Genomic DNA, 17,292 nt, shown 5'->3' on the forward strand with positions numbered 1-17,292 from the left:
GACAGGACTCCTTTCGGACCTGAAAATAGACATTTCAGTGCACACCTGTACTTCTTTCGACAGGTGCGCTGTGACTTTCACTACAACGCAATAGTCTACCTGTAGGCTGCCGACCCGCTCGCGATGCGTGACGGGCCGGCCGGGAAGATTCATCCCCTGCCGCAGGGGGTTATTGAGGAGCTCGCATGACCAAACAACACGCCTTTACTCGGGAAGACCTGCTGCGCTGCAGTCGCGGTGAGCTGTTCGGCCCAGGTAATGCGCAACTGCCCGCGCCGAACATGCTGATGGTCGATCGCATCACCCACATCAGTGAAGAAGGCGGCAAGTACGGCAAAGGTGAATTGGTCGCCGAGCTGGACATCAATCCTGATCTTTGGTTTTTTGCCTGCCATTTCGAAGGCGACCCCGTGATGCCAGGGTGCCTGGGCCTCGATGCCATGTGGCAGCTGGTCGGCTTTTTCCTGGGCTGGCAAGGCCTGCCGGGCCGCGGTCGTGCACTGGGTTCCGGTGAAGTGAAGTTCTTCGGTCAGGTGCTGCCCACCGCCAAGAACGTCACCTACAACATTCACATCAAGCGCGTGCTCAAAGGCAAGCTGAACATGGCCATCGCCGATGGTTCGGTCAGTGTCGATGGCCGCGAGATCTACACCGCCGAAGGCCTGCGGGTCGGCGTGTTCACCTCCACTGACAACTTCTAAGGGTTATTCGCATGCGCCGCGTCGTTATCACTGGTCTGGGCATCGTGTCGTGCCTGGGCAATGACAAAGCTACCGTCACCGAAAACCTGCGCAACAGCCGTCCGGGTATTCGTTACAACCCGGAATACAAGGAAATGGGGCTGCGTAGCCAGGTTTCCGGCTCCATCGACCTCAATCTCGAGGAACTGATCGACCGCAAGGTCTTCCGTTTCGTCGGGCATGCGGCTGCCTACGCCTATCTGGCGATGCAGGACGCCATCAAGGACTCCGGCCTGACCGAAGAGCAGGTCTCCAGCCCGCGTACCGGCCTGGTTGCCGGCTCCGGTGGTGCATCGACCCTGAACCAGATGGAAGCGCTGGATACCCTGCGCGAAAAAGGCGTCAAACGTGTAGGCCCCTACCGGGTAACTCGCACCATGGGCAGCACTGTTTCGGCGTGCCTGGCGACGCCGTTCAAGATCAAGGGCATCAACTACTCGATCTCTTCTGCCTGCGCTACATCGGCCCACTGCATTGGTACTGCACTGGAGCAGATCCAGTGGGGAAAGCAGGACATCGTGTTCGCCGGCGGCGGTGAAGAAGAGCACTGGAGCCAGTCGTTCCTGTTCGATGCCATGGGCGCCCTGTCGACCAAGCGCAACGAAACCCCGGAACTGGCCTCGCGTGCCTATGACGCAGACCGCGATGGCTTCGTCATCGCCGGTGGCGGTGGCATGGTGGTGGTCGAAGAGCTGGAACATGCGCTGGCCCGTGGCGCCAAGATTTACGCCGAGATCGTCGGCTATGGCGCCACCTCCGACGGCTATGACATGGTCGCCCCAAGCGGCGAAGGCGCCATCCGCTGCATGCAGCAGGCGCTGTCGACCGTCGATACCCCGATCGACTACCTGAACACCCACGGCACCTCTACCCCAGTGGGCGACGTTGCCGAAATGAAGGGCGTTCGTGAAGTGTTCGGCGAAAATGCACCGAAGATCAGCTCGACCAAGAGCTTGTCCGGTCACTCCCTGGGGGCTGCCGGTGTACACGAGGCGATCTACTGCCTGCTGATGATGGAGAACAACTTCATCGCCGGCTCGGCCAACATCGACGAACTGGACCCGGCGGTCGCTGACTTGCCAATCCTGCGCAAGACCGAAGAAAATGCCAAGATCGATACGGTCATGAGCAACAGCTTCGGTTTCGGCGGCACCAACGCCACCCTGGTGCTCAAGCGCTGGGAAGGCAAGTGATTCGCTGACGCGCCAATAGAAAACGCCCCGACTGGTTCGGGGCGTTTTCATTTACGTTGTAAAAAAGATCCCATGGGGCACGACGGGACCTGTGTCATTTCCCCTTGGGCAGTACAGCCAGGAAGTTGTCCTTGGCCACGCGCCTGGCCACGTCCTCGGGCAAGGCATCCAGAAATGACCTGAAACTGTCCATCTCCTTCCCCAGGCTATCGAAGCGGCCGACCACATCCGAGCCCAGCATGAACCGCGTCGGATACCGCTTTACCAGCGCCAGCCAGGGTTCGCGTGGGACGCCTTGCTCATCGAGCAGGTAGGGCTTGAGCACACTCCACGACAGGTCCACATACAGGTTCGGGTAATCTTCGAGCAATCGCGTCAGCACGGGCAGCAGAAAATCCATCTGTGTCTGGTGCCGGTGAATTTCCATGCTGCTGCCAGCGTGTGCCCAGATGAAGCGCGTATGCGGATGATTGCGCAGGGGCTCTTCGATCTCGGCCAGGTACAAAGGGTTACGCTCGCGCTTGGAGGTGATATTGGAATGCAACAGCACCGGCAGGTCGCGCTCGGCGGCCAGGTGATAGACCCGCGTCATGGCTTCGTTGTTGGCACGCGGGGTTTCACCGCTGGTCAACGCCGTCAGGTCATCGTGACGTGTGAATACCTCGCCGATACCCTGCCAGAGGCCTGGATAAAGGTCGAGCATGCGCTCGATATGGCTCACGGCATTCTTGTCGACTGGATTGAAGCCGGTCAGGAAGGGGTGAAATCGCTTGCGCTGTTCGCCCGACAACTGCTGCAGCGCCGCTGCCACGTAAGTATCGGTGGCACTGTACCAATAGGCGTCGGCATCGTCGCCGGCGTAATAGCGGGGGCGCTTGGGCTCGTCTTCATGCCATTTCTTGGCAACGGGGATGCCGGAGATCATCGACTGATCGATGCCTGCAGCGTCCATGGCCCTGAGCAGCGCCGGCATACCTTCGGATTCCTGAAAGAAATCCACGTAATGCAGGTGCGCATCGCTGTAGCGGTATTCACGGGCCTCGGCACCTGGGCCAAGCCAGGCGGTCAACGCTACGCAGGCCAGTGCTCTGGCGATCATGGTTGGCTTCCTTGTAAGGGGCAAACCTACTAGACCTGCAAGGGCAGCGTGCGGTTCGCCAGCCCTGCCATCAACGCAGCGCTGGCAATCGCTCCGGTCACGTGCGCGCTAGCGCTGGAATACCTCGGCCAGCAGGTTGTGCATTGCGCGGAAGGCCCGCTCGGAGGTGCGCCGGTCGTACTGCGTCTTGCCAGGCACGTTGGCATCCGGGTCAGTGAACGAATGCACCGCACCGCCATAGCTCACCAGTTGCCAATCGACTTTGGCGGCGTTCATTTCATTTTCGAACGCCGGGAGCTGCTCTTGGGGCACCAAGGGGTCGGATGCGCCATGCAGCACCAGGACCGAGCCCTTGATGCGTTTGGCATCCTCAGGATCAGGCGTGTCCAGTGTGCCATGGAAGGAGATCGCTGCTCGCAGATCAGCCCCCGCGCGCGCCAGTTCGAGCGCACAGCATCCCCCGAAGCAGAACCCGAAGGTCGCCACCTTGCCGGGGCTCAGCGGCGCCTTGGACTGGCCCAGCAACTGGGCAAGGGCGCCTTCCATGCGCCTGCGCAACTCGGCGCGGTCTTCTTTGAGCGGCATCATTGCAGCGCCCGCCTCATCGGCATTCGCCGGGCGAACGGTCTGACCATAGAGATCGACGAGCAGCACCACATAACCTTGCGCTGCCACTTCCTTGGCGATGCGCTCGGCCCCTTCGGTCACGCCCATCCAGTTGGGCGCCATCACCAGGCCAGGCCGACCCAAGGCGCCGGGCTCATAGGCCAAACGGCTCTCGAAGGTCTTGCCGGACAGGTGATGGACCAGGGATTCGACGACTACCTTGCTCATGCTGTACTCCTTAAGGCTGCACCATGAAAAAAGCCCGCCGAAGCGGGCTTTAGCCATACGTCAATTCAAGCAGACAACTCGACCAACAGCTTGTTCAGGCGCCGGACGTAGGCTGCGGGATCTTTCAGACTGTCACCGGCTGCCAGCGCGGCCTGGTCGAACAGAATGTGCGACAGCTCGGCGAAGCGGTCCTCGCTCTGTTCGTGATCGAGCTTCTCGATCAGCGGGTGGGTCGGGTTGAACTCGAAGATGGGCTTGGAATCGGGCACTTTCTGGCCGCTGGCTTCCAGAATCTGGCGCATCTGCAGCCCCAGGTCCTGTTCGCCGATGGCCAGAATGGCTGGCGAATCCGTCAGGCGATGGGAGACGCGGACCTCGGCGACGTTTTCGCCCAATGCGCTTTTCAGGCGCTCTACCAGGCCTTCCTTATCCTTGGCGACTTCTTCCTGGGCCTTTTTGTCTTCTTCGGTATCCAGTTTGCCTAGGTCCAGATCGCCACGGGCCACATCCACGAACGCCTTGCCGTCGAATTCGTTCAGGTAGCTCATCAGCCACTCGTCGATGCGGTCGGTCAGCAGCAACACTTCGATGCCTTTCTTGCGGAAGACTTCGAGGTGCGGGCTGTTCTTGACCTGCGCGTAGGACTCGCCGGTGAGGTAGTAGATCTTGTCCTGCCCTTCCTTGGCGCGGGCCAGGTAGTCGGCCAGCGACACGCTCTGCTCGCCGCTTTCGTCGTGGGTAGACGCGAAGCGCAACAGGCCAGCGATCTTTTCCTTGTTGGCAAAGTCTTCGGCCGGGCCCTCTTTCAACACCTGACCGAAGTTCTTCCAGAAGCTCTTGTACTGCTCTGGCTCGTTCTTGGACAGTTTTTCGAGCATGTCCAGCACGCGCTTGGTCAACGCGGTCTTCATCGAATCAATGATCGGGTCTTTCTGCAGGATTTCCCGCGACACGTTCAGCGACAAGTCGTTGGAATCCACCACACCCTTGATGAAGCGCAGGTAAAGCGGCAGGAACGACTCGGCCTGATCCATGATGAACACGCGCTGAACGTACAGCTTCAAGCCACGCGGCGCTTCACGCTGGTACAGGTCGAACGGGGCGCGGGCAGGCACGTACAGCAGCGAGTTGTATTCAAGCTTGCCTTCGACCTTGTTATGGCTCCAGGCCAACGGGTTTTCGAAGTCATGGCCGATGTGCTTGTAGAACTCCTGATATTCCTCGTCCTTGATCTCGGTACGCGGACGGGTCCACAGGGCGCTTGCACGGTTGACGGTTTCCCACTCTTGGGCTGGCTGCTCTTCGCCTTCGGCTGCTGTCTGTTCCTTGGGCAACTGAATTGGCAGGGCAATGTGATCGGAGTACTTCTTGACCACGTTGCGCAGGCGCCAGCCATCGGCGAATTCCAGCTCGTCCTTTTTCAGGTGCAGAACAATGCGGGTACCGCGCTCAGGCTTGTCGATGGTCGCGACTTCAAACTCGCCCTCGCCCTTGGACGACCAGTGCACGCCTTCGCTGGCGGGCTGGCCCGCGCGACGGCTGTAGACATCGACCTGATCAGCCACGATGAATGCCGAGTAGAAGCCCACGCCAAACTGACCGATCAGGTGCGAGTCTTTCTTCTGATCGCCGGTGAGGTTCTTCATGAAGTCGGCAGTGCCGGATTTGGCAATGGTACCCAGGTGAGCGATGACGTCGTCGCGGCTCATGCCGATGCCGTTGTCCTCGAGGGTGACCGTACCGGCCTCCTTGTCGAAGCTCAGTCGAATCTTCAGGTCCGCATCGCCTTCGAGCAGTTCGGGCTTTGCCAGCGCCTCGAAACGCAGCTTATCGGAGGCGTCGGAGGCGTTGGAGATCAGTTCGCGCAGGAAGATCTCCTTGTTCGAGTACAAGGAATGGATCATGAGGTGCAGCAGTTGCTTCACCTCGGTCTGGAAGCCCAGCGTTTCTTTTTGAGTCTCCACGCTCATGTTCTTCAAACTCCGATCAGATGACAGTGGTCGCCAAGCGGCATGGATGGCTGCGTTGGCGGCGGATGTCATGCAGATGGGGGCTGCCGAATTGATTTCAAGGGCTTGCCCGATTCGATCTTCAAATCCGAGCAGGTCGTGGCAAGCTGCTTGGCCGCCCTGCTTGCCGCAGGCGGTGTATCGTTTCCAGGTTCAGACGGGTGCGGATACTGACGCAACGAAAAGACGTGCATGTGCGTACCTGCCGTGCACTGCCATACTGGCGGAGTTGCAGTTGCCCGCGGCCGTTAACCCGCCTTAGTGCGAAACAATCGCCATGGCCGGAAGTTCAGTTTCAAGATATTTAATATCTGCGTAATGACGGTGGAACTAATCCAGCAGGGCCCGACTCGAAGCATCAAGTCAACTTATTCCACCAAGGAGAGACACCCTCATGCGTAAACCATTTGCTTTTGCTCTGATGCTGGCTGCTGCCATGGGCCTGGCTGCTTGCGATAAAGCGAGCGAAGACAAAGCCCAGGACGCACAAGAACACCGTGAAGAAGCCCAGGAGAAGATGGGTGACGCACAGGACAAGATGAACGAAGCCGCCAAGGAAAACGCCGAAGCTGCCCAAGACCAGGCCGAAGCCAATCGCAAGGCTGCCGAAGAGGCTGCCCCAGCCACGCCAGCGACCACCACTACGCCGGCCGATCCTGCCAAGCAGTAATCGAACCGAACAAAAAACCCGACATTGTCGGGTTTTTTTATGCCTGTCATTCGTGGACTAATCGTTTCAGTTAGGCAACGTGGACTGTGGGGCGTGCAACTCGCCTGTCGAACTTTCGGTGGGGGTGAACACCATGACGTCAAGCACGTCTGAATGGAACTCGCGGCGATAAAGGATCAGCACAACCCCTACACTTACCGCCATGAACAACCAGGGGTTGATAAACCAGCTCAACATGGCCATGCCGAAGTAATAAGCGCGCAGCCCGAAGTTGAATTGGTTGGCCGCCAATGACAGCACCCTGGCCGCCCTCAAGGCAAAGGCCTTGCGCTCTAGTTCGCTTACCTGACGCTCGCCGATCATGGGCGCCGAGCCCACCAGTACGGCAGCGAAGTTGTATTGACGCATGCACCAGCTGAACGTGAAGAAGGCATACACGAACACCGTGGCCAGGCACAGCAACTTGATCTCCGACATGCCCTGGGATGCCTGCTGCACCAGCGGTAAATCCGCCAGCAACGACAGCGCGCGGTCGGAAGCCCCCAGCACAGTCAAGATACCCGCCAGGATGATCAGGGTGCTGGAGGCGAAAAAGGAGGCGTTGCGTTCCAGGTTGCCGATGACGCTGGCATCGGCAATGCGGTTGTCACGCAGCAGCATCCTGCGCATCCAGTCTTCACGGTATAAATGCAACACGCTGGCCAAGCATGCGGTGTCCCGCCCCTTCCAGATGGCATAGCGCGTATAGCCGCCCCAGCACAGCACGAACCAGCATGCCGCTATGAGGTTATTGAGGTTGCTCAGGATGAAGTTCATGCAGAGATCCGTAGGTGCCATGTGCCGAAAGCATAAAGACCGTCTTTCGACGCTGGCAAGCCGCAAAAGGCACGCGAACTCCGGCGAATAATTTCCAAGGCGGCTCGCTTGCGACGTTTGCCAAGGTGCATATGAACAAAAGCCCCGCATCCTTGCGAATGCGGGGCTTGCAGTGCCAAGCAGTGGGTCCAGCATCTCGTGGCTTGTGGCCGATGCCGCACCCTGGGCTTAGCAACTCATGCCATGGCCTGGCGGGGCTTGCCGAGCATGCGATCGCATACCACTGCACCCGCCAAGGTCACCACCGACGGCACCAGCCAAGCCAGGCCCTGATCGCTCAAGGGCAAGTGAGCCATGAAGTCCGGGAGCACGTGGGCAATATCGCTACCTTTGACGGCATCTACCATGCCGAACAGCAACGAGACCAGCATCACCGGGCCGAGGATGCGCGTTGGCGAGTTCCACAGCTCGTTCACGAAGCTCAGCCCCACCACGACGATGCACGGCGGGTAGATGGCGGTGAGCACAGGGATCGAGAACATGATCAGCTTGGTCAGCCCGAGGTTGGACACCAGCAGCGAGAAGCCTGCCAGGATCACGACCAGCGCGCGGTAGGACAACGGCAGGATCTGGCTGAAGTACTCGGCACAGGCGCAGGTCAAGCCCACGGCAGTCACCAGGCACGCCAGTGCGATCAACACGGCCAGGAAGCCGCTGCCCAACGAGCCGAAGGTATGTTGCACATAGGCGTGCAGCACAGCCGCCCCGTTGCTGGCCCCTGCCGCGATTTCGTGGCTACCGGCGCCCAGGCGGAACAGGCTGATATACACCAGCGCCAGGCCAACACCGGCAATCAGCCCGGCAATGATGGCATAGCGAGTGATCAACTTGGGCGACTCCACGCCGCGCGAGCGGATGGCGTTGACGATGACGATGCCAAATACCAGCGCCCCGAGCGTATCCATGGTCAGGTAGCCATCGGAGAAGCCCTTGGAGAACGCGGCAGCAGCATAGGCAGGCTGCGCCTCGCCAATGGTGCCCGCTGGCAAGGCGAAGGCCGCGATGCCAAGCACGGCCAGCGCGATGATCTTGAGCGGTGCCAGGAACCGACCCACGGTGTCCAGCAGTTTGCCAGGGTACATCGACACCGCCAACACCACGATGAAGTAGACCAGGCTGTAGATGAACAGCGCCAGCGGGCTTTCACCCGTCAACGGCGCTACACCCACCTCGAACGATACCGTCGCGGTACGCGGTGTTGCGAACAAGGGGCCAACCGACAGGTAGCAAACGGCGGCCAGCAGGCCACCAAAGAACTTGCCGATCGGGCTGCTCAGCGCATCCATGCCACCGCCGACCTTGGCCAGGGCGACCACGGTGATCACAGGCAGCCCCACCGCCGTGACCAAAAAGCCCAGCGCAGCCATCCACACGTGCGGGCCGGATTGCAGGCCGACGATGGGCGGAAAGATGATATTGCCAGCGCCTACGAAAAGCGCGAACGTCATAAAGCCAAGCGCCAGGATATCCTGGCCTTTGAGAACTTTCATTTGAGGTAGTACCACACTGCTGAAATCGGGATTCGTGAGGGGATTTCCCCATGGGTGAGGGAAATGCTGCCCGGCTTGGTAGGCCAGACCCGTTTAGCGTGTCGTTCCCTTTTGGGGCACGGGCACAAAATAGTCGCGTAGATTAACCGGTTTACCCTTCAAACGCACTGGCACAGTGCGTGTTGTCCGATGTGCGTACGTCATTGTCGTCTGCGTGAACGGAACGATCGGTATTATCCGCTGGTTGAACAGGGTGTATGCACGAAAATTCCTATCACAGCTATCGAAAAAACCTAATCCTTTTGGTCCCCTAACCTGACGAGCACATCTTCACGAGATTAATCGGCGTCCCTATACGACAAAGGCCACCCGAAGGTGGCCTCTGTGCGCGTGGGGGGTGCAGCAATATTACTTCTTCACTTCCCAACCGGTCAGCTCGGCCAAGGCCTTGCCGATGTCAGCCAGCGAACGTACGGTTTTGACACCTGCGTCCTGCAGGGCTGCGAACTTCTCGTCTGCAGTGCCCTTGCCGCCCGAAATGATTGCGCCAGCGTGGCCCATGCGCTTGCCCGCAGGTGCGGTAACACCGGCGATGTAGGAAACGACAGGCTTGGTGACGTTGGCCTTGATGTAGGCTGCGGCTTCTTCTTCAGCCGAACCGCCGATCTCACCGATCATGACGATCGCTTCGGTCTTCGGGTCTTCCTGGAACAGCTTCAGGATGTCGATGAAGTTGGAGCCCGGGATCGGGTCTCCGCCGATGCCGACGCAGGTCGACTGGCCGAAGCCGGCGTCGGTGGTCTGCTTGACAGCTTCGTAGGTCAGGGTGCCGGAACGCGACACGATACCGACCTTGCCTGGCAAGTGAATGTGACCCGGCATGATGCCGATCTTGCACTCGCCCGGCGTGATGACGCCTGGGCAGTTAGGGCCGATCAGGGTCACGCCCAGCTCGTCGCACTTGACCTTGGCGTCCAGCATGTCCAGGGTCGGAATGCCTTCGGTAATGCACACGATCAGCTTGATGCCGCCAAACGCTGCTTCCAGGATCGAGTCCTTGCAGAACGGCGCTGGTACGTAGATGACCGAAGCATCGGCGCCGGTCGCCTCAACGGCTTCCTTGACGGTGTTGAACACCGGCAGGCCCAGGTGGGTGGTGCCACCCTTGCCTGGAGTGACGCCGCCGACCATCTTGGTGCCGTAGGCGATGGCTTGTTCGGAGTGGAAAGTACCCTGCGAGCCGGTGAAGCCCTGGCAGATGACTTTGGTGTCTTTGTTGATCAGGACGCTCATTACTTGCCCTCCGCAGCTTTGACAACTTGTTGAGCAGCGTCGGTCAGGCTGGTTGCAGCAATGATGTTCAAACCGCTTTCTGCCAGTACTTTAGCGCCCAGTTCGGCGTTGTTGCCTTCAAGGCGAACGACGACCGGCACCTTCACGCCGACTTCCTTCACAGCACCGATGATGCCTTCGGCAATCATGTCGCAGCGAACGATGCCGCCGAAGATGTTGACCAGAACGGCCGCGACATTGCTGTCGGACAGAATGATCTTGAACGCTTCGGTAACGCGTTCCTTGGTAGCACCGCCGCCCACGTCGAGGAAGTTGGCTGGCTTGCCGCCATGCAGGTTGACGATGTCCATGGTACCCATGGCCAGGCCAGCACCGTTGACCATGCAGCCGATGTTGCCTTCCAGGGCAACGTAGTTCAGTTCGAACTTGGCAGCGTGGGCTTCACGGGCATCGTCCTGGGACGGGTCGTGGAAGGTTTTCAGCTTGGGCTGACGGTACATGGCGTTGGCATCGATGTTGATCTTGGCATCGAGGCAGTGCAGGTCGCCGTCGGCCTTGATCACCAGCGGGTTCACTTCCAGCAGGGCCAGATCGTGATCCTTGAACAGCTTGGCCAGGCCCACGAAGATCTTGGCGAACTGTTGCACTTGCTTGCCTTCCAGACCCAGCTGGAACGCCAGCTCGCGACCTTGGAACGGCTGAGCGCCGACCAGTGGATCGATAGTGGCCTTGAGGATTTTTTCAGGTGTGTCGTGAGCGACTTTCTCGATGTCCACGCCACCTTCGGTGGAGGCCATGAACACGATGCGGCGGCTCGAGCGATCGACCACAGCGCCCAGGTACAGCTCTTTGGCGATGTCGGTGCAGGATTCGACCAGAATCTTGGAGACGGGTTGACCGTTGGCATCGGTCTGGTAGGTGACCAGATTCTTGCCCAACCACTGTGCAGCGAACGCCTTGGCGTCTTCCTTGCTGCGAACCAGCTTGACGCCGCCCGCTTTGCCGCGACCACCAGCGTGAACCTGGGCTTTGACGACCCACTCGTTCCCGCCGATCTTGTCGCAGGCTTCTGCCGCTTCTTCAGGGGTGTCGACCGCGAAACCCTTGGAAACTGGCAGGCCGTACTCAGCGAACAGCTGCTTACCCTGATACTCGTGAAGATTCATGCTTTTTACCGTCTTCGTTAGGTACTGCGCTTCGGCGCTGCGCCATCACTGGCGCCGCACCACCTGTGACCGTTGACCCCGGGTTATCCCATGTGATCCGGTCCGGCGGACTTTCCGCGGTGAGTCATGCACGCAAGACTCACGACGGGCAGCCCGCCGTGGTTTCTTATGATTAACGCTTCTTACGGTTGGCGACGTGAATGGCACCGCCATTCACCGCCAGCGCTGCTTCGTGCAACGCTTCGGACAGGGTTGGATGGCTGAAGACCATCATGCCCAGATCCTCGGCACTGGTGCCGAATTCCATTGCGATTGCGCCCTGCTGTACCAGTTCGGCAGCCGATGGGCCAATCACGTGCACACCCAGTACGCGGTCGGTCTTGGCATCGGCGATGACCTTGACGAAACCACCGGTGTCGTTGGCCGCCATCGCACGGCCGCTGGCCGCGAACGGGAAGGTGCCCACGTTAACCTCAACACCCTCGGCCTTCAAGGACTGTTCGGTCTTGCCGACCCATGCGATTTCCGGGTGGGTGTAAATGACCGATGGGATCAGGTCGTAGTTCATCTGGGCCTTGTGACCCTTGATGCGCTCGACGACCATGATGCCCTCTTCCGAGGCCTTGTGCGCCAGCATCAGGCCACGCACCACGTCACCGATGGCGTAGACGCCCGGCACGCTGGTCGCGCACTGGTCATCGACGTAGATGTAGCCACGCTCGTCAATGTTCACACCGCTGTCGGCAGCCAGCAGGTCGGTGGTCACTGGACGGCGGCCCACCGCAACGATCAGCTTGTCGAAGGTGATCTTCTGCTCGCCTTCGGCGTTGGTGTAGGTCACTTCGACTTCGTCGCCGTTGACCTTGGAACCGGTGACGCGCGCACCCAGCTTGATGTCCAGGCCTTGCTTGGTCAGAACCTTCTGGGCTTCCTTGGAGACGGCGGTGTCGGCAGCCATCAGGAAGGTGTCCAGGGCTTCGAGTACGGTCACTTCTGCGCCCAGACGCGCCCATACCGAACCCAGTTCCAGGCCGATCACGCCAGCACCGATCACGCCAAGGCGCTTGGGCACAGCTTGGAATTCCAGGGCGCCGGTGGAGTCGACGATCACATTCTGGTCGACCGGGGCCGGCGGAATGTCGATCGGGCGCGAGCCGGAAGCCAGGATGACGTTATCCGCTTCGATGACTTCGCTGGTGCCGTCAGCCTTGGTCACTTCGACCTTCTTGCCCGCCAGCAGCTTGCCGTGGCCCTGGATGGAGGTCACGCCGTTGGCCTTGAACAGGGTGGCGACACCGCCGGTCAGGTTCTTGACGATGCCTGCCTTGCGGCCAACCATCGCCGGTACGTCCATCTTCACTTCGCCAGTGGAGATACCGTGGACGTTGAAGCTCTCTTTGGCTTCCTTGTATTTCCAAGAGCTGTCCAGCAGCGCCTTGGAAGGAATGCAGCCTACGTTGAGGCAAGTGCCGCCCAGGGCCAGCTTGCCCTCGGCGTCGGTGTACTTCTCGATGCAGGCAGTCTTCAGACCAAGTTGGGCGGCCTTGATAGCAGCTACATAGCCGCCAGGACCGGCACCAATCACTACCACGTCGAATTTCTGGGTCATAAAAGATTCCTTGTTAGCTCAAGCGGCCGCTGCAAGCCGCAAGACAGACAGGCTTCGATCTGAAGCCTGTCGCTCGCAGCTTACAGCTGCGCGATTAGATGTCCAGCAGCAGGCGGGACGGATCTTCCAGCAGGTTCTTGATGGTCACCAGGAAGGTCACCGCTTCCTTGCCGTCGATCAGGCGGTGATCGTAGGACAGCGCCAGGTACATCATCGGGCGAATCACCACTTGGCCATTGATGGCCATCGGGCGCTGGATGATGTTGTGCATGCCCAGGATCGCGGCTTGTGGTGGGTTGACGATCGGCGTCGACATCATCGAACCGAAGGTACCACCGTTGGTGATGGTGAAGGTGCCGCCGGTCATTTCTTCGATGGCCAGCTTGCCGTCACGGGCTTTCTTGCCGAAGGTGGCGATACCGTTCTCGATTTCGGCCAGGCTCATGGACTCGGCGTTGCGCAGTACCGGGACCACCAGGCCACGGTCGCTGGAGACCGCTACACCAACGTCCGCGTAACCATGGTAGACGATGTCGTTGCCGTCGATCGAGGCGTTGACAGCCGGGAAGCGCTTGAGCGCTTCGGTCGCAGCCTTGACGAAGAACGACATGAAGCCCAGGCGCACGCCGTTGTGGGTCTTCTCGAACAGGTCCTTGTACTTCGAACGCAGGGCCATGACTTCGGTCATGTCGACTTCGTTGAAGGTGGTCAGCATGGCCATGTTGGACTGGGCTTCGACCAGGCGCTCGGCGATCTTGGCGCGCAGACGGGTCATCGGCACACGCTTCTCGGTACGATCGCCAGCGGCGGTCACGACCGGTGCCGGTGCTGCAGCGGCAGGCTTGGCCGCCGGGGCAGGCGCCGACTTTTTGTTGGCCACGGCAGCGACCACATCTTCCTTGGTCACGCGACCGCCTTTACCGGTACCCGACACGCTGGCCAGGTCGATGCCATTTTCTTCTGCCAGCTTGCGGGCAGCAGGGGCAGCGACCGGGTCGTCTTCACCGGCGTCGGCAGCGGCGGCGGCCGGTGCGGCGGCCTGGGCAGGCGCAGCAGCAGGTGCAGCGGCAGCAGCGCCGCCCTCCACGATCGAACCCAGCACTTCGTCGGACAGGACGGTATCGCCCTCGCCCTTGACGATGTCACCCAACACGCCGTCGGCAGTGGCCAGCACTTCCAGCACGACCTTGTCGGTCTCGATGTCGACGATCAGCTCGTCCCGCTTGACGGCGTCGCCTGGCTGCTTGTGCCAGGTGGCAACGGTGCCGTCGGCAACCGATTCCGGGAAGGTTGGGGCTTTGATCTCGATAGCCATTATCAGTGTTTCCTTAAATTCGGTTTCAGATGCGCGAAGGCGTTAAACGGTGAACGCGTCTTGCAGCAGTCGTTCCTGCTGTTCGGCGTGCTTGGAAGCGTAACCACAGGCTGGCGCGGCAGAAGCTTCGCGACCGGCGTATTCCAGGTTCAGCGCCTTGTTGTGGCGGCCCAGGATACGACGCATGTGGTGCTGGCTGCTGTACCAGGCGCCCTGGTTCATCGGCTCTTCCTGACACCAGACCGCGTGCTTGAGGTTGGTGTACGGCGCCAGGATTTCGACCAGGTCGTCTTCCGGGAACGGATACAACTGCTCGATACGCACGATCGCAATGTCTTCGCGGCCTTCGGCACGACGTTTTTCCAGCAGGTCGTAGTAGACCTTGCCACCGCACAGCACCAGGCGCTCGACCTTGGCCGGATCGAGGGTGTCGATTTCCGGAATGACGGTCTGGAACGAACCTTCCGCCAGGTCTTCGAGCGTCGAGACGGCGAGCTTGTGACGCAGCAGCGACTTGGGCGTGAGCACGATCAGCGGCTTGCGCAGCGGGCGAATGACCTGACGACGCAGCAGGTGATAGATCTGCGCCGGCGTGGTCGGCACACAGACCTGGATGTTCTGCTCTGCACATAGCTGCAGGTAACGCTCCAGGCGCGCCGAGGAGTGCTCTGGGCCCTGGCCTTCATAACCGTGCGGCAACAGCATGGTCAAGCCGCACAGACGGCCCCACTTGTGCTCGCCGCTGGTGATGAACTGGTCGATCACCACTTGCGCACCGTTGGCGAAGTCGCCGAACTGAGCTTCCCAGATCACCAACGCGTTCGGCGTGGTGGTGGAGTAGCCGTACTCGAATGCCAGCACCGCTTCCTCGGACAGGAAGGAGTCGTACAGTTCGAAGCGTGGCTGGCCCGGGTACAGGTTCTTCAGCGGTACGTAGGTGCTGGCGTCCTTCTGGTTGTGCAGCACCGCGTGACGGTGGGAGAAGGTGCCGCGTCCGATGTCCTGGCCGGTCATGCGGATCGGGTGCCCTTCGAACTGCAGCGTGGCGTAGGCCATGGTTTCGGCGTAGCCCCAGTTGATCGGCAGGCCACCGGCTTGCATCTTCTGGCGATCTTCGTAGATCTTGGCGACCTGACGCTGGACCACGAAACCTTCAGGCAGCTCCAGCAGTTTTGCCGACAGCTCCTGCAGGGTCTTGAGGTCGAAGCGGGTGTCGTGGCGAGCCGTCCAGGCGTGACCCAGGTAGGGGCGCCAGTCCACGAACAACTCTCGGTTCGGCTCCTTGACCAGGCTCTTGACCACATGCAGGCCGTTGTCCAGCGCACTGCGGTAGTCGTCGATCTTGGACTGGGCGCGCTCGGCGTCGATGCGGCCTGCCTGGATGAGGGCTTCGGCGTACAGCTCGCGGGTGGTGCGCTGCTTGGTGATCTGCTGGTACATCAGCGGCTGGGTGCCGTTGGGCTCGTCGGCCTCGTTGTGACCGCGGCGACGGTAGCAAACCAGGTCGATGACCACGTCACGCTTGAACTGCATGCGGTAATCGACGGCCAGCTGGGTGACGAACAACACGGCTTCCGGATCGTCGCCATTGACGTGCAGGATCGGCGCCTGAATCATCTTGGCCACGTCGGTGGCGTACTCGGTCGAGCGCGCATCGAGCGGGTTGCTGATGGTGAAGCCAACCTGGTTGTTGATCACGATGTGCACGGTACCGCCGGTCTTGAAACCGCGGGTCTGCGACATCTGGAAGGTTTCCATCACCACGCCCTGGCCTGCGAAGGCCGCGTCGCCATGGATGGAGATAGGCAGCACCTTGTCGCCAACGCTGTCGTTGCGGCGGTCCTGACGGGCGCGCACCGAGCCTTCGACCACAGGCGACACGATTTCAAGGTGGGACGGGTTGAACGCCATGGCCAGGTGGACTTCGCCGCCTGGGGTCATCACGTTAGAAGAGAAGCCCTGGTGATACTTCACGTCACCGGAGCCCAGCTCGTTCATCTTCTTGCCTTCGAACTCGTCGAACAGCTCGCGCGGGTTCTTGCCGAAGGTATTGACCAGCACGTTCAGGCGACCGCGGTGGGCCATGCCGATGACGACTTCTTTGGTGCCGTAGGAGCCGGAGCGCTGGATCATTTCGTCCAGCATCGGGATCAGGCTTTCGCCACCTTCCAGGCCAAAACGCTTGGTGCCCGGGTACTTGGTACCCAGGTATTTCTCCAGGCCTTCGCCTGCGGTGACGCGCTCGAGCAGGTGGGACTGCACGTCGGCGGAGAATTCAGGACGGCCACGCACGCTTTCCAGGCGCTGCTGGAACCAGCTGCGCTGCTCGGAATCGACGATGTGGGTGAACTCGGCGCCAATGGTGCGACAATATGTCTTCTGGAGCGCATCGAGGATGTCGCGTAGGCTCGCCTCCTCTTTGCCGATGAACAGGTCGCCGGCACGGAAGGTCGTATCAAGATCGGCATTGGTCAAGCCGTAGTGATTGATCGACAAGTCTACGGGCGCAGGGCGCTGCCACAACCCCAAGGGGTCGAGCTTGGCAGCCTGATGGCCGCGCATACGATAGGCCTGGATCAGTCGCAGCACTTCAACCTGCTTCTTCTCGTGTTCACTGCTCACGCTCCCGGCAGATACCGGCTGGGCGCGGCGCTGGTTCTTTGCCAGCAGTACGAAATGATCGCGGATCGTGGAGTGCGATACGTCGGTAGCGGTGCTGCCGTCGGCGGGCAACTTCTGGAAGTAGGTGCGCCACTCTTCTGGCACAGCGTTAGGGTCGTGCAGGTAGAGTTCGTAGAGCTCTTCCACATATGCAGCGTTACCACCTGAAAGGTGGGCGCTTTCCCACATGCGCTGCATCACGCTTTCTTGCATGCTTGGTCACCCTCGATTAGGGGACTGATCGGCGAGAGCCATGAAAACCTGGAACGGTCCGAAAACAGCGACTGAACCACGCCACCTGGATCCTGCTGATTTTCCGGGTACCAGCCCGGAAAGC

At 60.4% G+C, this 17,292-nt stretch carries 13 protein-coding genes; 3 read left to right on the plus strand and 10 right to left on the minus strand.

Features of this window, described 5'->3' with window-relative positions; genetic code table 11:
- The first annotated feature begins 185 nt into the window (after window positions 1–185).
- Both fabA and fabB read left to right on the plus strand, forming a co-directional pair.
- Window positions 186–701, plus strand: coding sequence for a 3-hydroxyacyl-[acyl-carrier-protein] dehydratase FabA (gene fabA, locus B2J77_RS13230; protein WP_023533607.1), 516 nt, complete (start codon window positions 186–188; stop codon window positions 699–701).
- A gap of 11 nt (window positions 702–712) precedes the next feature.
- Window positions 713–1,933: a beta-ketoacyl-ACP synthase I gene (gene fabB, locus B2J77_RS13235; RefSeq protein WP_058639738.1), complete on the plus strand. Its 1,221-nt coding sequence runs from the start codon at window positions 713–715 to the stop codon at window positions 1,931–1,933.
- Between the two features lie 94 nt (window positions 1,934–2,027).
- On the opposite strand, the gene B2J77_RS13240 is transcribed toward fabB, so the two are convergent.
- The 3 genes from B2J77_RS13240 to htpG form a co-directional block, all read right to left on the minus strand.
- Window positions 2,028–3,032, minus strand: coding sequence for an amidohydrolase family protein (locus B2J77_RS13240; RefSeq protein WP_058639739.1), 1,005 nt, complete (start codon window positions 3,030–3,032; stop codon window positions 2,028–2,030).
- A 108-nt stretch (window positions 3,033–3,140) separates the two neighbouring features.
- Window positions 3,141–3,866 (minus strand): dienelactone hydrolase family protein, encoded by a 726-nt coding sequence (locus B2J77_RS13245; protein ID WP_058639740.1) that lies wholly within the window; start codon window positions 3,864–3,866, stop codon window positions 3,141–3,143.
- A gap of 65 nt (window positions 3,867–3,931) precedes the next feature.
- On the minus strand, window positions 3,932–5,836 hold the full coding sequence (gene htpG / locus B2J77_RS13250) for a molecular chaperone HtpG (protein WP_058602670.1): 1,905 nt from the start codon (window positions 5,834–5,836) through the stop codon (window positions 3,932–3,934).
- A gap of 433 nt (window positions 5,837–6,269) precedes the next feature.
- Between htpG and B2J77_RS13255 the strand changes: the two genes are divergently transcribed.
- A complete protein-coding gene (locus B2J77_RS13255; protein WP_058602669.1) occupies window positions 6,270–6,545 on the plus strand; it encodes a hypothetical protein in 276 nt (91 codons plus the stop codon).
- Between the two features lie 66 nt (window positions 6,546–6,611).
- Here B2J77_RS13255 and B2J77_RS13260 read toward each other — a convergent pair whose 3' ends face one another.
- The 7 genes from B2J77_RS13260 to B2J77_RS13290 all read right to left on the minus strand — a co-directional run bounded on the left by B2J77_RS13260 (window position 6,612) and on the right by B2J77_RS13290 (window position 17,168).
- Window positions 6,612–7,361, minus strand: a complete 750-nt coding sequence (locus tag B2J77_RS13260; RefSeq protein WP_058602668.1) for a DUF599 domain-containing protein — start codon at window positions 7,359–7,361, stop codon at window positions 6,612–6,614.
- A 236-nt stretch (window positions 7,362–7,597) separates the two neighbouring features.
- Window positions 7,598–8,911 (minus strand): branched-chain amino acid transport system II carrier protein, encoded by a 1,314-nt coding sequence (gene brnQ, locus B2J77_RS13265; RefSeq protein ID WP_058639741.1) that lies wholly within the window; start codon window positions 8,909–8,911, stop codon window positions 7,598–7,600.
- Window positions 8,912–9,319: 408 nt separating this feature from the next.
- Window positions 9,320–10,204 (minus strand): succinate--CoA ligase subunit alpha, encoded by an 885-nt coding sequence (sucD, locus tag B2J77_RS13270; protein ID WP_004376004.1) that lies wholly within the window; start codon window positions 10,202–10,204, stop codon window positions 9,320–9,322.
- Window positions 10,204–11,370: an ADP-forming succinate--CoA ligase subunit beta gene (sucC, locus tag B2J77_RS13275; RefSeq protein ID WP_023533614.1), complete on the minus strand. Its 1,167-nt coding sequence runs from the start codon at window positions 11,368–11,370 to the stop codon at window positions 10,204–10,206. Before sucC ends, sucD begins: the two co-directional genes overlap by 1 nt.
- 172 nt (window positions 11,371–11,542) lie before the next feature.
- The gene (lpdA, locus tag B2J77_RS13280; protein WP_058602666.1) at window positions 11,543–12,979 is read right to left on the minus strand and encodes a dihydrolipoyl dehydrogenase; all 1,437 of its coding nucleotides are present in this window, start codon (window positions 12,977–12,979) and stop codon (window positions 11,543–11,545) included.
- A 94-nt stretch (window positions 12,980–13,073) separates the two neighbouring features.
- Window positions 13,074–14,294, minus strand: a complete 1,221-nt coding sequence (odhB, locus tag B2J77_RS13285) for a 2-oxoglutarate dehydrogenase complex dihydrolipoyllysine-residue succinyltransferase (RefSeq protein ID WP_078478823.1) — start codon at window positions 14,292–14,294, stop codon at window positions 13,074–13,076.
- 42 nt (window positions 14,295–14,336) lie between these two features.
- Window positions 14,337–17,168: a 2-oxoglutarate dehydrogenase E1 component gene (locus B2J77_RS13290; protein ID WP_058602664.1), complete on the minus strand. Its 2,832-nt coding sequence runs from the start codon at window positions 17,166–17,168 to the stop codon at window positions 14,337–14,339.
- Window positions 17,169–17,292: the final 124 nt, after the last annotated feature.

This window comes from Pseudomonas parafulva, assembly GCF_002021815.1.
Classification (GTDB): Bacteria; Pseudomonadota; Gammaproteobacteria; order Pseudomonadales; family Pseudomonadaceae; genus Aquipseudomonas; species Aquipseudomonas parafulva_B.